The organism is Actinoplanes sp. NBRC 103695 (assembly GCF_030269485.1).
GTDB lineage: Bacteria > Actinomycetota > Actinomycetes > Mycobacteriales > Micromonosporaceae > Actinoplanes.
This window is the reverse complement of record NZ_BSTL01000007.1, coordinates 1-13,107: the sequence shown is the minus strand read 5'-3', so window position 1 is coordinate 13,107 and position 13,107 is coordinate 1. Positions and strand designations below refer to the sequence as shown.

The following is a 13,107-nucleotide window of genomic DNA, read 5'->3' as shown; positions in this document are numbered from 1 at the left end:
CATGACAAAGGGAGGCTCAGCATGAGGCAGGATCGGGGGCATGACGAAGAAACTCGCCGTGGTCACCGGAGCGTCCAGCGGGATCGGTGCGGCCTCGGCCCGCCGCCTGGTCACCGAGGGCTTCCACGTGGTCGTCGCCGCCCGGCGCGCGGACCGGCTGGAGGCGCTGGTCAAGGAGGTCGGCGACGCCACCGCCGTCGAGTGCGACATCACCGACGACGCCTCCGTGGAACGGCTGCGGGCGACCGTGGCCGGCCTGGACGGGACGCTCACCCTGCTGGTGAACAACGCGGGTGGCGCGCACGGCGGAGACCCGGTCGCGTCCGGCTCGGTCGAGGACTGGCAGTGGATGTACGACGTGAACGTGCTCGGCACCCTGCGGGTCACCCAGGCCCTGCTCCCGGCGCTGGAGGCCAGCGGCGCCGGGACGATCGTGACGATCGGCTCGACCGCGTCGTTCGTGGTCTACGAGGGCGGCGGCGGGTACAGCGCCGCCAAGCACGCCCAGGCCGCGCTGGTCGGGACGCTGCGCCTGGAGATCGTCGGCAAGCCGGTGCGGGTGATCGAGATCGATCCCGGCATGGTGCGCACCGACGAGTTCTCCCTGAACCGCTTCGGCGACCAGGCCAAGGCCGACGCGATCTACGACGGCGTGCCCGAGCCGCTGGTCGCCGAGGACATCGCGGACTGTGTGGCGTGGACGGCCACCCGGCCGCACCATGTCAACATCGACCGGCTGGTGGTGCGCCCGATCGTGCAGGCCGCGCAGCACAAGGTGTTCCGGCAGAAGTGAGACCCGTCGGCGCGGTCACCCGAGGCACGACCAACCCGAACCGGTTGCGCCGCGTCGACAACTGGATCGCGTACCGCTGCGGGGATCTGCTCGCCGCGGCGGCGCACCCGCTGGTGGTCGATCTGGGGTTCGGCGCCACGCCGGTGACCGCGATCGAGCTGCGGGAGCGGCTGGCCTCCCGGGTCCGGCGCGACGTCGCGGTGGTCGGTCTGGAGATCGATCCCGTACGCGTCGCCGCGGCGCTCCCGGCCGCCGACCCGCCCCGGCTGGAGTTCCGCCGTGGCGGCTTCGAGCTCGCCGGCCTGCGCCCGGTCGTGGTCCGCGCCCTGAACGTGCTGCGCCAGTACGACGAGGCCGAGGTGGCCGCCGCCTGGCGGACGATGACCGCGACCGGGGCGGCGCTGGTCGAGGGCACCTGTGACGAGCTGGGCCGGGTGGCGGCCTGGGCGTACGTCGAGCACGGCCGGCCGCTCACCCTGACCCTGTCGGCGCGACTGTCCGATCTGGACCATCCCGCCACGTTCGCCGAGCGGCTGCCCAAGGCGCTGATCCACCACAACGTGCCGGGCGAGCCGATCCACGACCTGCTGCGGGCCCTGGGTCACGCCTGGGACGTGGCGGCCGGACCGTTCGGGCCGAGGCAGCGCTGGCGCCACGCCGCCGCGACCCTGCACGCCGAGGGCCTGCCGCTGCTGCACGAGCCGAACCGCTGGCGCCTCGGCGAGCTGACCGTCACCTGGCCGGGCCAGTGGTAGGCCCGGGAGTGGTAGGCCCGGGCGGCATCCAAGGCCCGGACACCTCCCTGGGCTACCACTGTTTCAGCTGGCTGGGACGACGTCCTTGGGGCGCTTGACCGTCACCGGGATGCCGTAGTCGAACAGTTCCAATGTGGCCGTGGACGTGCCCTGCTGGGGGCCTCCCTTACCCTGCTCGACCGCCTCCCATGTGGAACGCGTCGCCACCTTCGCGATGCGGCCGTCGCGGTCGAGCGTGACATCGCCGGTCGTGGTCGACGACCCGTGACCGTACTTCGAGGTGTACTTCGCCGAGTACTCGAAATGCATGGTCCCGTCGGGGTTCTCGGTGACCTTCGCGCCCCGCAACGCCTTCCGCAGGGACGCCGGGTCGGGGGTCGCCGCGCCCAGGACGCTGTCCGTGCCGGCGTACAGCGACAGGCTGTCGTACTTGCCGGGGTACTGGCCGTACCGGCCGTACTTCTCGCCCTTGCCCTTGTCGGCCGGCAGCGGCTGCAGCGGCCGTTCGCCTCCTATGTACCGGGTTCCGTTGATCAGCAGCTCGGTCACCACCGAGTCGTCCTGCGGCTGACGGACGTAACCGGTGTCCGTGCGGGGGTCGAAGGCGCCCTCGTAAGTCACGCCCGGTCCACTCTGGGTGCCGGTTGTGAGGCGCATCCGGTAGCTGATCTCGTCGCTGGCCGCGGTCGCGCTCGCCAGTCGCATCGCGACCGACACGGGCTGGACGGCGGAGGGTCCGGGCGCCGGCGCGCCGCCGCCGGTCATGCCGGCGACCAGCAGGCCGGCCAGCCCGGCGACGCCGAGCGCGGAGGTGGCCCGGATCGCGGTGGTGCGGCGGCGGTGGCGGCGGGTGGCCCGGCCGAGGACGTCGCTGGTGAGGGTGATGCCGCCGGCCTCGTGCCGCATGCTGTCGATGAGTCGTTCTTCCAGGTCAGTGTTCATCTCGGCGTCCCGTTCGTGGAGGTGATCCGGTTGTCGTCCCAGGTGGCGGTCAGCTCACGGAGCCGGGCGAGGCCCCGTGACGTGGTCGATTTGACGGTGCCGACGGAACAGCCGAGCGCCTCGGCCGTCTCCGCCTCGCTCAGCTGCTCCCAGTAGCGCAGCACCAGCACGGTGCGCTGGCGCGGCGGCAACTGGGTCAGCGCCTGGCTCAGCGCGTCCCGCAGGTCCAGCGCGTCGGTCGCGTCGGGCGCGCCCGGTGGCTCGTGCGGCGCGAAGACCTCCGGCCGCCGCTTGCGGCCGCGCCACGCGTCGATCGCCAGGTGGTACATCGTCCGCCGCAGATATCGTTCGCGGTCCGTACGCACCCGGTCCCACGAGCGCATCAGTCGTTCCAGGGCCGCCTGCAGCAGGTCCTCGCCCGCTGCCCGGCTTCCGGTGAGCAGGACCGCGGTGGCGAGCAGGGCGTTACCCCGTTCGGCGACCAGCGTGTCCAGGCCGTCGAAGCGTCGGCTCCACAACATCGCTCTCCTTTCGTCTCGAACAAGACGACGGGAGTCCGGAGAAGGTTGACACACAAAACGCCGCCGGTCCGTGACGGACCGGCGGCGCCGGATGGTGCTCAGCTGACGGTGCTAGGAATCGGGGCCGGGATCCGGCCGCTGCGAGATCACCAGCCGGAGCGCCTCGATCAGCAGTTCGGAGGTGAACGGCTTCTTCACCAGCAGGGCGTCCTCCGAGATCAGGCCCTTGGTGACCGCGATGTCCTTGGGCAGCCCGGAGATGTAGACGACGCCCATGCCCGGGCGCAGCGAGGTGGCCGCGCGGGACAGCTCGCCACCGGAGGCGCCGGGCAGGCCCAGATCGGTGACCAGCACGTCGATCACGGACTCGTGCTCACGGCAGGTGGCTATCGCCGACTCCGAGTCCGGTGCGACCAGGGTGTCGAAACCCCGGCGCTCGAGCATCCGCCGCATGATGTCGCGCAGGTCCTCTTCGTCGTCGACGACGAGAACGGTCGGACGCTTCTCGGTCACCTCCGTCATGGTTCCCCCTTGTCTTCGCGAGTCACGCTATCCGTACACAGCGCCTGCGGTTGCCGGTTTCGGGCAATCGTCAGGCGTTCAGCCAGCTTGTGTCGAGCAGCTTGGCGGGCGAGCCGGCCCGGTCGGCGACCCGGGTGGAGGCGTTGGCCACCAACGCGTCCCGGACCTGCTTCGGCGTGTACGCGGGCTGGGCGCCGAGGACCAGCGCGGCGGCACCGGCGACGTGCGGGCTCGCCATCGAGGTGCCGCTCATCGTCTTGGTGCCGGTGTCCGAGGTCGACGACGCGGCGACGATCTTCACGCCCGGCGCGAAGATGTCCACGCATGTGCCGAAGTTGGAGAAACTCGCCCGGGTGTCCGTGTTGTCCGTCGCGGCGACCGTGATCGCGTCGGGCTGCCGGGCCGGCGACTGCCGGCAGGCGTCCTTCTTGTCGTTGCCGGCGGCCAGCGCGTACGTGACGCCGGAGGCGATCGACTTCTTCACCGCGTCGTCCAGGGTCTTGCTGGTGGTGCCGCCGAGGCTCATGTTGGCGACGGCGGGCTTGACCGCGTGCTTGGTGACCCAGTCGACACCCGCGATGATCGCCGAGTACGACCCGCTGCCGTCGCAGCCCAGCACCCGCACGGCGACCAGCTTCACGTCCTTGGCCACACCGTAGATGGCGCCACCGATCGTCCCGGCGACGTGCGTGCCGTGCCCCTGGCAGTCCTCCGCCTTGCCGCCCTTGGTGATCGCGTCGAACCCGGCCCGGGCCCGCCCGTCGAACTCCTTGCTGGTGGTGCGGATGCCGGTGTCCAGCACGTACGCGGTCACCCCGGCCGCCGAGCGGTAGGTGTACGTCTTCGACAGCGGCAGCGCGGGCTGGTCGATCCGGTCCAGGCCCCAGGCCGGGTTGCTCTGCACGCCGTCGGCGCTGATCCGGGCGTCCTGCTCGACCGACTGCACGGCCGGGTGCGCGGCCAGCCGGCGCGCCTGGGTGCGGGTCATCGTGGCGTGGAAACCGCCGACCGCGGTGAAACTTTCCCGGACCGCGCCACCGTAGCGGCGGACCAGACGCTGCGCCTCGGCCGGTACGTCGGCGGCGCGGGTACCGTTCTTCTGGTGGAACGTAACGAGGTAGCTGTCCGCGATCGCCGCGGCCCGGTCGGTCTCCAGGATCGTGCCGGTCGGCAGCGCGGTGGGCGTTCCGGCGGCGGCCGAACCGGCGAAACCGGTCACGGCGGCCGCGGTGGCGACACCGGCGGTCAGCACGAAGCGGGCGGCGCGGCGCCGGCCGTGGTTACGAATCATCAGAAAAGGTCCCCCCTTGTCGGCTCCGGCGCACATCACCTCTTCGGTGCGCATGCCGGAGTCACCTTCGGGGAACAGAGTGTGGATCGGGCGGAGCCTCCCGGGGATCTCCCGGGTTGCGCCTGAGTTGCAGGCGAACCCGACCGGTCCGGAAGAGCTAATTCGGTACCGCGGAAAGCCGAATTACCGGCTGTCAGCACCGCGAGGCTAGAAACTAGGAGAGCCATGATGACGACACTGATGAGCACTCCCGAGATCGTGACCGTCGACGAGCTGACCGAGCGGTGCGACAGCTGCGGGGCGGCGGCAAAGCTGGAGGTCACTCTGCCGACCGGCACGCTGGCCTTCTGCGGGCACCACGCGAACCGGAACGCCGGCAAACTGGCGCCGCTGGCGACCCTGGCGCGCGTCGAGAAGGGCTTCGAGTGGGCAGGTATCGCACAGTAACCACTTGAACGCATCTGCCGCGATGTGCCGCATCTGCCCGATATGATGGCTACCTCACTTATTAGGGGAATTGACCCCGTCTGAGAGAGGGCGCGGTTGCCATTCGCGACACATGACGTGAGCAGGCTGTCCCGCCTCGGTGCCGGGTGCGCCGGGGTCGCGACGGTCCTTTACGGCGTGGCGGGTCCGCCCTCGGCAGATCTCAGCTTTGACTCCAGCCCGGCGGCGGCACTGTTGCCCGCCGGGCTGGCGCTCGTTCTGGCCACTCTTCCCGTCCGGCGCCTGTCCGTACGCATCACCGGCTTTCTCCTCACCGTGGCGGCCGGCCTGCTCGGGGCGCTGGCCCTGCCGTCGCATCCGGCCGCGGGCGTGGCCACCGTGCTGGCCGCCGCCGCCCTGGCCGTCCTCGACATCCGCCTCACGGCCCGCCGCGCCCGCCGCTTCCGGGTAGCCGATCCCCTGCTCGCCGGGTCCGCCACCATCGCGCTGGTGGCCCTGGTGCCACGGATGTTCGCGCCGACCTTCCCGGACGGCAGCGGCCCGGTCACGCTGATGTCGCCGTACCTGGCCGGCGCCCTGCTGATGCTCACGGTCGGCGCGATCCTGGCCCGGCCGGAGGCGGGACCACTGCGCACCTCGGCGATGGCCGGCGCGGGCACCACGGTGCGCCGGGCGCTGCCGGCCCTGATCGCCGTTCCCGTGCTCGCGGCCCTGGTCAGCGCGCTGGCCGTGCGGACCGGGATCTCCGGCCCGCCGGTCGCGATCAGCATCGGCGCGATTCTTGCCGCCCTGGCCGTGCTGGCCCTGATCGCGCACCTGATCCGCTCGCTGGAGGCGGCCGACCGGCGGCACCGCGAGCTGGTCGCCGAGCTGCACACCCGGCAGGAGTTCGCCAACACGCTGTTGCAGTCGATGAACGAGGCGGTCATGGTGCTGGACGCCAACCACCGGGTCATCGACGTGAACCGGCGCTGGCGCGAGCTGACCGGGCACCGGCACGAGGACGCCGTCGGCCGGCTGCCCGAGATCCTGCCGCCGGACGGCACCGGCGACTGGTCGGTGCGCCACCGCGACGGCGCCGACGTGCCGGTGCTGGCCACGATGGCCGCGGTGCCCGGCGCGGACGGCTCGGCCCGGGCGTACGTCGCCACCTACGTCGACATCACCGACCGCAAGCGGGCCGAGGAGTCCGTCCGGGCGCACGCCGCCGACCTGGAGCTCGGCAACGAGCAGTTGCGCGAGGCGAACGCCCGGCTGGAAGCCGCGCTGGCCTTCAAGAACGACCTGACCTCGATGCTCACGCACGATGTGGCCCAGCCGATCAGCTCGATCGCCAGCCTCGCCGAGCTGCTCGTCGCGGACTGGGCGGACCTGCCCGACGACATCCGGCAGGAGCTGGCCACCAAGATCGACCGGAACACCCGCCGGTTGATCAAGATGATGAACGACCTGCAGCTGCTGTTCCGGCTGGACACCGGCTCGGTCACCGCCCGCCGCACGCCGGTGCCGATCCGCGAGGTGGTGGAGGCGGCGGTGGCGACCGGCCGGGCCGCCGACGGGACGGTCGAGGTGCTGGTCGGCGAGAACGTCTCCGCGCTGGCCGACCGCGGGCACGTGCACGCGGTGGTACAAAATCTGCTGGCCAACGCGTACGCGTACGGCGAGGCCCCGGTGGAGATCCGGGCCTGGCAGCAGGACGACTCGGTGGTCCTGACCGTGCAGGACCGCGGGCCGGGCATCCCGGACGAGCTGCTGCCGAGCCTCTTCGGGCGGTTCATGCGCGGCGCCGGTCTGGGATTGTTCATCGTCCGGCACCTGGTGGAGGCGAACGGCGGGTCGGTCCGTTACGAGCCGGCCGACCCGCGTGGCGCGCGCCTGGTCGTCACACTCGAGTCGGCGTCGGTGTCGTGACGTCGCCGTCGCCGGCCGCCGGCCGCGCCTGCTCGCCCTCGCGCTCGGCCTTGGCCAGCAGCTTGGGGAAGCGCCGGGTGAGCTGGTAGAGCCGCAGCACCAGCAGCGCCTCGAAGGCCAGCAGCAGCACGCCGGAGACGATCGAGGTCCAGAAGACGAAGCCGATCAGCGGGCCGACGATGAAGACCGTCATCTCGTACTCGATGCCGCTGAACAGGTGGGTGCGGATCCGGCTGCGGAGCAGCCAGTTGCGGATCCGGACGTACGCGCCGGTATCACCCTCCGCGGGCGGCGGCATGGCCGGGCGGGCGTCCTCGGAGTCCGACTCCTCCTCGTCCGGCGACGGCAGGTCGGGGCGAACGCCGCGGGCCTCGGCGAGCCGGGACGTCATGTTGCTCTTGATCTTGCCCATCTGCGACCCGTTGAGGTAGCGGAACAGGTCGATGGTGATCACGGCGGCGGCGAGCCAGACGTACGCGACGTCGTCGTGCTTGGCGTACTGCCCGCCGAACAGCGCGATGGTGCAGAGGACGACCCGGATCCGGTCGAAGATGAAGTCGAACCAGACGCCGAAGATGGTCCCGGTGCCGTTCAGCCGGGCGATCTTGCCGTCCATGCAGTCGATGACGAAGGCCAGGTGGAAGAGCAACGCGCCGCCGACCAGCCACCACCTGTCCTGCATGGCGAAGCAGGCCGCCGCGCCCAGGCCGAGGACGAACGCGAACAGCGACAGCAGGTTCGGCGTTATCCACCGGTACGGGTAGACCAGCCTGACCAGCCGCAGGGCCAGCGGGTCGACGAGAAGCACGGTCCACCAAGCGTCACGTCGCTTGGCCGTCCGGTCGGTGATCTCCTGTAGGGCGATGCGTTGCACTCCGTTAACTTGCCGTTCGTCAGGCACCTTTGCAAGCGGAGTGCGGTGCTTGTAACCGAATTATCAGGGAGCCCGTAACATCACCGTTGGTGATCGTGTGAACTCCCACGGTCCTCTTCATTGATCATTCCGTCACCCCAGACGTCTTTCGCCTGCGTACGGCCGCCCATCTCGGCCGTGCCGATCCGGGCACCGGCCGCGCCGCCCCGGACCGGCGGGGCGCCGCCGATCCTGCGGCCGGGAGCGAGCACGTCGTCGAGGTCGTGCGGACTGGAGATGCCGGGCGCCGTGGTGATGTCGGCGCTCGTACCCATCCGGGCCAGATCATCCCCATCCCCGCCGCCCCTGACCGGACTGAAGGCGGAGCCTGAACTCGTCCCCCAGCCTGCGCCGGGGTGCGGGGTGTCGCGCCGCTTGATCCGGCCGGCCACCGAGGCGGGGGTGGGCGGGCTGCCGAAGACCGTGCTCGACTTGCCGGTGAGCTGCTTCGAGCTGGCCCCGCCCATACCCTGCGAGCCCAGCGGGTGCGCGCCCAGCACGCCGCTCTCCACCAGACCCTTGAACGTGGTCAGGTCGTTCTTGAGCTGCCGGGTCAGGGTCTCCTGGCCGTGCCGGTCGCTGGGCAGCAGGAAGGCGATGTCCGCGTCGAGCTGAGCCACCAGCTGGGTCCGGGTCTCGCCGACCGGGCGCAGCGTGATGGTCTCGCTGAGCCGGGGGCCGTCGGTCGTCGCCCAGGTGATGCGCTCGTCAATGGACAGCTCGGTGATCTGCGCGTCGAACTCACGGCGGTGCCCGTCGACATCCATGACCCAGTGGGTGCGGTCGGCGCCGATCGGCGTGACCTGCTCGACCCCGGTCATGAAACGCGGGTAGTTCTCCAGCGCCGCGATCTGCTCGTACACCGTGTGCAGGGGGGCGCCGACCTCGATGGTTTGCTGAACGAGACTCATGCGACAGAGAGTACGTATGCCAGTACTCTCCGCGTTTGGTTTTGCCTCAGACGCGGTGCAGGTACTGCCAGTGGCCGACCTCGGCGGCGTACCGGGCGTCACTCGCGGCGACCAACGGCACTCCCGCTTCCCGGAGCCGGGCCACCGTCCGAGGCGACGGGCTACGCCACGCCTCGCTGACCTCCACCGCGGTGCCGGTACGCCGGCACGCGTCGGCGATCTGGTCGAGCACCTCGGTGGCCAGCACCCCGTTCGCCGGGTTCTCGGTGTCGATGCCGACCTGGGACAGCAGGCTCAGCGGGCGAGCCAGCTGGGTAGGCACGTAGCGGGAGGCGCGCTCCAGCCCGTGGATCGTCGCGCCGACCACGATCTCGGCCACCTGGGCCTCGGTCAAGGTGCCGGCGGCGAGCATCTGCCGGACCTCGCGGACGCCGATCGGGCCGTCGTCGGCGGGCAGGCGGGTGATGGCGACCGAGAGCGCCTCGAGGTGACCCAGGTCGGCGGCGGGCCAGGCGAGCCAGCCGTCCGGCCGGACGACCTCGACCTCGGCGGCGATGCGGAGGGTCAGCTCGGTACGGCGGCGGGCACGGCGCACCGCGTCGGCGTACGCGGGCAGCCAGGTGGTGTCCCGGGCGACCTGGTCCGCGAAGGTGATCGCGGTGAGCCCGGCCCGGTCGGCGGCCGACACGACCACACCGACGCTGTCCCGGCCGGCCGCGAAGCCGGTGTGCACGTGCGCGTCCACGGTCAGGTCGAGGGTGCTGCCCGCCGCGATGGTTTCCTGCTCTGCGCCCACGATCCGCTCCCGCACTGCTCACCGACGAGCTCTTCCCGTCTGGGCAAATAGTCGGCCGCCGGCGGTGGAATGCGAGATGCGGAGGTGGTGCAGGACAGTATCAATCCCGCAGAGCTTCAGCCGTACGGCGTCAGAGCCGGAACGCGGAGACCAGGCCGCGCAGTTCCTCGGCCGTACGCGCGACCTCGGAGCTGGCCTGGCGGGTCTGGTTGACGCCCTGCACGGCGCTCGCACTGGCGTGGGCGACGTCGGTGATGTTGGCCGCGATCCGGCTGCTGCCGGAGGCCACCTCGCTGATGCTCCGGCTCATCTCGGCGGTGGTCGCGGTCTGCTCCTCGACCGCGCTGGCGATCGTGGTCTGGTAATCGTTGATCTTCGCGATCACCTCGCTGATCCGGCTGATCACGTCGACCGCGCCGCCGGTGTCCTGCTGGATCGCGTTGACCCGGGCGCCGATGTCCTCGGTCGCCCGCGCCGTCTCCTGAGCCAGATCCTTGACCTCCGACGCCACCACCGCGAACCCCTTACCCGCGTCACCCGCCCGAGCCGCCTCGATGGTCGCGTTCAGGGCCAGCAGGTTGGTCTGCTCGGCGATCGACGTGATCAGCTTGATCACGTTGCCGATCTCGGCCGACGACTCACCCAGCTGCCGGATCGTTTCGGTGGCCCGGGCCGACTCGGACACCGCCACCGCCGCGATCTGCGCGGCCTCGCTGGTGTTGCTGGAGATCTCCCGGATCGACAGGCCCATCTCCTCGGAGCCGGCAGCCACCGTCTGCACGTTGCGGGAGATCTCCTCGGCCTCGGCGGAGGCGGACGAGCTCTGCACGTCGGTGTCGTTGGCGGCCTCGGCGATCTCGCCGGCCACCTCGGTCAGCCGGCTCGCCGAGTTGGCCAGGACGTCCGCGTTGCTGCCGATCGCGGTCATCGAGGCCCGGATCGATTCCAGGGCGCTGTCCAGTGCCGCGGCCATCCGGCCCACCTCGTCACGGGACGTGATGCCGCTGCGCTCGGTGAGATTGCCCCGGGCGAGCGACTCGATCACCACGCCGAGCCGGCGCACCGGCCGCAGGATCGACCGGGCCACCGGGACGGCGAGGCCGACCAGCAGCAACAGGCCGAGCAGGGCCACGCCGTCGGTCAGCCACTCGGTACGGCCGGTCGTGCCGTCCATGTCGCCGCGCTCGGTGGCGATGTCCTTCTCCAGTTCCTCCTTGATCGCGTCGATCTTGTCGTCGGAGATGTTGTTGCGCTCCGGGATCTGATCGATGTCGCGCAGCGCCGCCTCACGGGCGGTGGCCGCCCGCTGGACGAAATCCGCGGCGAAGACGCCGAACGAGGTGACGTCCGGCTTCAGGTCGTCGAACATCGGCTGGATCCGGGCCGGCAGACCCGCGTCCTGCACCGCCTGCGCGGCCTCGGCCGCCGAGGTCACGTCGTCGGCCACGTCCTGGGCCATGTCCTGACCGAGAAGCTGGCGGTACATGTCGACCTTCAGCTCGGACTGCCGGGTGTCCAGGTGGTTGAGCGTCCCCAGAGCCGATTCCAGCCGCCGTACGCTCTCCGCCTGATCGGCGAGCTGGTTCTGGCTGATCGTGCTGATCACCGCTAGAGCGCCGAGCGCCACCACGCCGGCGGCCACGATAAGGCCCAGACGCTTGGCGACACCGAGTTCCACCAATCGCGACATATACGACTCCTAGGAAGCAAGCATTGCCGGTGCCCCAATCTTTCAGCGCTGCCCGACCCCCGACGGTCGTTTCGGTGTATTTGCCCGCAACTGTTCTGCACTGGCGGCGCACCTCCGGCGGCATCCCGAACTCGGCAGCCTGACCCGGTGAGCACGCGACCGCGTGCCGGGAAGGACGTCCATGAAAGCTCGACATCGCATCGCCGCCACGCTTCTCGCCGCCACCGGCCTGATCACTTCGGGCGCACTGGCAGTCACCACCGCACCCGCCGTCGCCGCCGCGAAAATCGCCGGCATCGGCACCGCCCGGACCGGCGGCACCCCGCTCAACATGCGTCAGACGCCGTCGCCGAGCGGCCGGCTCGCCGGCACCGTCACCAACGGCGGCAAGCTCGCCATCGTCTGCCAGGTACGCGGCGTGACGATCCGCGGCACGGTCCGCACCACGAACCTCTGGGACAGGCTGTCGAACAACCGCTGGGTCGCCGACGCCTATGTGGCGCGCGCCGTGTTCCCGATCCCGACCTGCCCCAAGACCACCTCGGCCACGCCGGCGATCTCGAAGATCTGGATGCACCCGGTGTCCGCCGGGATCGTCAGCGGCTTCCGGACGATCACGCGGCCCGCACACGACGGCGTCGACCTGGGCGCGGCACGCAACACCCCGATCCGGGCGGCCAACGGCGGCACCGTGATCCGGGTGGTCTGCAACGCCTCCACCGGAAACTGCGACGTGGACGGCAGCCGCACGACCGCCGGCTGCGGCTGGTACGTCGAAGTGCGGCACGCGCTGAACTACGTGACCCGGTACTGCCACATGGTCCGCAGGCCGTCCGTGGTCGTCGGCCAGGCCGTGCTGACCGGTCAGCTTCTCGGCTACGTGGGCTCGTCCGGTTCCTCGTCCGGGCCGCACCTGCACTTCGAGGTCCACTCCGGAACGCCGGCCACCCGGCTGAACGCGGTCGACCCGATCAAGTTCATGGCCGCCCGCGGCGTACCCCTCGTCTAGACACCCTTCGAGGTTGAGGTCTGGTCAGGCCGTGCTGCCGGGTGTGCAAGGTGCCCGGGTGCCTGCTGCACCCTGGTTGCCGTCGCTTGCGCGGTGCGGGGTCGGGCGGGGTGCCCGCTCACCCTGGCAGCCACCGCCCGCGCCCGCTGCGGAGTCCGGGCGGTGCCCGCTCACCCTGGCAGCCACCGCCCGCGCCCGCTGCGAAGTCGGGGCGGGGTGCCCGCTCACCCTGGCAGCCACTGCCCGCGCCCGGTGCGAAGTCGGGGCGGGGTGCCCGCTCACCCTGGCAGCCACCGCCCGCGCCCGGTGCGAAGTCGGGGCGGGGTGCCCGCTCACCCTGGCAGCCACCGCCCGCGCCCGGTGCGAAGTCGGGGCGGGGTGCCCGCTCACCCTGGCAGCCACCGCCCGCGCCCGGTGCGAAGTCGGGGCGGGGTGCCCGCTCACCCTGGCAGCCACTGCCCGCGCCCGCTGCGGGGTCCGGGCGGCTTGCCAGGCGCCCGGGTGCCTGCTCACCGTTGCTGCGGCCGGTCGCGGCCGTGGCCGGGCGCGGTTGGTGGCCGGGCGCGGTTGGTGGTAGGAGCGGACGTGAGTGGTAGACCAGGCAGG

Annotated in this window: 13 protein-coding genes; 5 read left to right on the top strand and 8 right to left on the bottom strand. The window is 71.2% G+C overall.

The window, feature by feature from the left end:
* Positions 1-40: 40 nt before the first annotated feature.
* Positions 41-793 (top strand): SDR family oxidoreductase, encoded by a 753-nt coding sequence (locus QSK31_RS13320; RefSeq protein ID WP_285683938.1) that lies wholly within the window; start codon positions 41-43, stop codon positions 791-793.
* Positions 790-1,548 carry a class I SAM-dependent methyltransferase gene (locus QSK31_RS13315; protein WP_285683936.1) on the top strand — a complete coding sequence of 253 codons (759 nt, stop codon included), beginning with the start codon at positions 790-792 and terminating at the stop codon, positions 1,546-1,548. The genes QSK31_RS13320 and QSK31_RS13315 overlap by 4 nt, the downstream gene beginning before the upstream one ends.
* A gap of 63 nt (positions 1,549-1,611) precedes the next feature.
* On the opposite strand, the gene QSK31_RS13310 is transcribed toward QSK31_RS13315, so the two are convergent.
* The 4 genes from QSK31_RS13310 to QSK31_RS13295 all read right to left on the bottom strand — a co-directional run bounded on the left by QSK31_RS13310 (position 1,612) and on the right by QSK31_RS13295 (position 4,878).
* Positions 1,612-2,490, bottom strand: coding sequence for a hypothetical protein (locus QSK31_RS13310; protein ID WP_285683935.1), 879 nt, complete (start codon positions 2,488-2,490; stop codon positions 1,612-1,614).
* Positions 2,487-3,011, bottom strand: coding sequence for a SigE family RNA polymerase sigma factor (locus QSK31_RS13305; RefSeq protein ID WP_285683933.1), 525 nt, complete (start codon positions 3,009-3,011; stop codon positions 2,487-2,489). Before QSK31_RS13305 ends, QSK31_RS13310 begins: the two co-directional genes overlap by 4 nt.
* 111 nt (positions 3,012-3,122) lie before the next feature.
* Positions 3,123-3,533 carry a response regulator gene (locus tag QSK31_RS13300; protein ID WP_285683931.1) on the bottom strand — a complete coding sequence of 137 codons (411 nt, stop codon included), beginning with the start codon at positions 3,531-3,533 and terminating at the stop codon, positions 3,123-3,125.
* Positions 3,534-3,603: 70 nt separating this feature from the next.
* The gene (locus QSK31_RS13295) at positions 3,604-4,878 is read right to left on the bottom strand and encodes a S8 family peptidase (RefSeq protein ID WP_285683929.1); all 1,275 of its coding nucleotides are present in this window, start codon (positions 4,876-4,878) and stop codon (positions 3,604-3,606) included.
* Between the two features lie 174 nt (positions 4,879-5,052).
* Here QSK31_RS13295 and QSK31_RS13290 point away from each other — a divergent pair, with 174 nt between their 5' ends.
* Positions 5,053-5,271, top strand: coding sequence for a DUF7455 domain-containing protein (locus QSK31_RS13290; protein ID WP_285683928.1), 219 nt, complete (start codon positions 5,053-5,055; stop codon positions 5,269-5,271).
* Positions 5,272-5,388: 117 nt separating this feature from the next.
* Positions 5,389-7,182 carry a sensor histidine kinase gene (locus QSK31_RS13285; protein WP_285683926.1) on the top strand — a complete coding sequence of 598 codons (1,794 nt, stop codon included), beginning with the start codon at positions 5,389-5,391 and terminating at the stop codon, positions 7,180-7,182.
* On the opposite strand, the gene QSK31_RS13280 is transcribed toward QSK31_RS13285, so the two are convergent.
* From QSK31_RS13280 to QSK31_RS13265, 4 genes are all read right to left on the bottom strand, one after another.
* A complete protein-coding gene (locus QSK31_RS13280; protein WP_285683925.1) occupies positions 7,154-8,056 on the bottom strand; it encodes a CDP-alcohol phosphatidyltransferase family protein in 903 nt (300 codons plus the stop codon). The two genes, QSK31_RS13285 and QSK31_RS13280, sit on opposite strands and share 29 nt — an antisense overlap.
* An 80-nt stretch (positions 8,057-8,136) precedes the next feature.
* The gene (locus QSK31_RS13275) at positions 8,137-9,006 is read right to left on the bottom strand and encodes an SRPBCC family protein (RefSeq protein ID WP_285683923.1); all 870 of its coding nucleotides are present in this window, start codon (positions 9,004-9,006) and stop codon (positions 8,137-8,139) included.
* Positions 9,007-9,052: 46 nt separating this feature from the next.
* Positions 9,053-9,802, bottom strand: a complete 750-nt coding sequence (locus tag QSK31_RS13270; RefSeq protein WP_285683920.1) for a PHP domain-containing protein — start codon at positions 9,800-9,802, stop codon at positions 9,053-9,055.
* Between the two features lie 130 nt (positions 9,803-9,932).
* Complete coding sequence (locus QSK31_RS13265; protein ID WP_285683919.1) at positions 9,933-11,492, bottom strand: methyl-accepting chemotaxis protein; 1,560 nt, start codon at positions 11,490-11,492, stop codon at positions 9,933-9,935.
* A 181-nt stretch (positions 11,493-11,673) separates the two neighbouring features.
* On the opposite strand from QSK31_RS13265, the gene QSK31_RS13260 reads away from it, so the two are divergent.
* Complete coding sequence (locus QSK31_RS13260; RefSeq protein ID WP_285683918.1) at positions 11,674-12,501, top strand: peptidoglycan DD-metalloendopeptidase family protein; 828 nt, start codon at positions 11,674-11,676, stop codon at positions 12,499-12,501.
* Positions 12,502-13,107 lie beyond the last annotated feature (606 nt).